Raw genomic sequence first — 1,515 nt, 5'->3', positions numbered from 1 at the left:
CCGATTTCGTTGAAAAAGGCAGCAGTAGTCGGATGTATTGGCGCCAGTGCCGATCGGGCCGAACGGCTGTACTAGCCTCTTATGCGGGCTTGAGGGTTTGCATCGGGATCAGCTTGGCCATCTTGCGAAGGTTCTGAGCGGTGGCTGCGAGGGTGAACTCGTCGCGCGCGCCGTTTGGGCCTCGTAAGCGCAAACGGTCGAGTTTGAGAATGCGCTTGAGGTGCGCGAACAGCATCTCGATCTTCTTGCGAAGCCGGCGCGAGGTACGGCCCTCCCACGAGCTTGCGATCTGGCGAGCCATATCGCGAGCGCCCTCATAGATTGAGCGCGGTACCCTCCGTGAAGGCTGCTTGGGGCAACAGCGGCTTTTCAATGCGCATCGATCGCAATCACGCTTGCTGGCCATGTAAAGCATCGTGGCACCGTCGTTCACCAGCGCTCCGGTCGTGGTGAGGACCTTGTCGCCAGGACAGCGATACACGTCGCCTGCGTGGTCGTAGGTGAAGTGCTCGCGCGAGAAGATCCCGTCCGTGCGGGCCGACTTGTCAAAGACGGTGATGTGCGGTTCGATCCCGTGCTCGTAGACCAACCAGCCGAGCATCTCGGCCGAGCCATAGCCGCTGTCGCCGAGGAGCCGGTTCGGATAGAGATCGAACCGTTCGAGCGAGCGCTCAATCATGCGCTTGGCGGCCAACACCTCCGCCTGCCGGATTGCCGTGGTTGCCTCCACATCGACGATGATCGCGTTCTCGACGTCGACCAGGTAGTTCGTCGAGTAGGCAAAGAAGGCTTGGCCGCCGTGCGCTCCCCTCCAGCGCGCCGCTGGGTCGGAGGGCGACACGAACTTCGGCGTGACCTCGGTCGCGGCTCCGAAAGCGGCATCGTCGAGGACGGCCAGATACTCATTGATCGCTCGGCCAGCAGCCTCCGGTGGAAGTCCCTTGTCGCCTTCGATCCCCTTCTGCCGATTGGCATCGGCCTTGATCAGGCTCGCATCGACGGCAAATCCTTCACCACCGACCAGTCGCTCCTCGAGGCAGCGGCCCAAGACACTCTCGAACGCTCGACGGAAGAGATCGCTCTCTCGGAAGCGACCATGCCTGTTCTTGGAAAAAGTCGAGTGATCCGGCACCGCACCGTCCAGACCGAGTCGGCAGAACCACCGGTAGGCCAAATTGAGGTGGACCTCATCGCACAGGCGCCGCTCCGATCTGATGCCGAAGCAGTAACCGATCAGGAGCATCCGGATCATTAGCTCCGGATCGATCGAAGGCCGACCGATGCTACTGTAGAAAGGCGCCAGGCCCCGCCGGACCTCTTCGAGATCGATAAACCTGTCGATCGACCGTAGCAGGTGGTCGGCGGGAACATGCTTCTCGAGCGAGAATTCATAGAACAACTCAGGCTGTTCGACTTGCCGGTGCCCCATCATGATCTTCAGTCCTGCTAACTAAGCAGACTGAATCACTGCTATCTCTGAGTCGCAACAACCGCCTTTTTCAACAAAATCGGCCA

General features: G+C 60.4%; 1 protein-coding gene. It reads right to left on the bottom strand.

Annotated features, from left to right (window positions below):
- Nucleotides 1–79: 79 nt before the first annotated feature.
- On the bottom strand, nt 80–1,432 hold the full coding sequence (locus tag ACZYOF_RS43680) for a transposase (protein ID WP_463719579.1): 1,353 nt from the start codon (nt 1,430–1,432) through the stop codon (nt 80–82).
- Nucleotides 1,433–1,515: the final 83 nt, after the last annotated feature.

Source organism: Bradyrhizobium sp. LeoA1Lang (assembly GCF_055413685.1).
The sequence above is the reverse complement of the archived record's forward strand: the minus strand, read 5'-3'. Positions and strand labels throughout refer to the sequence as shown.

What these genes read in the sequence shown, in the direction of transcription:
- ACZYOF_RS43680 (WP_463719579.1), bottom strand. Translation starts at nt 1,432, where the DNA reads ATGATGGGGCACCGGCAAGTCGAACAGCCTGAGTTGTTCTATGAATTC.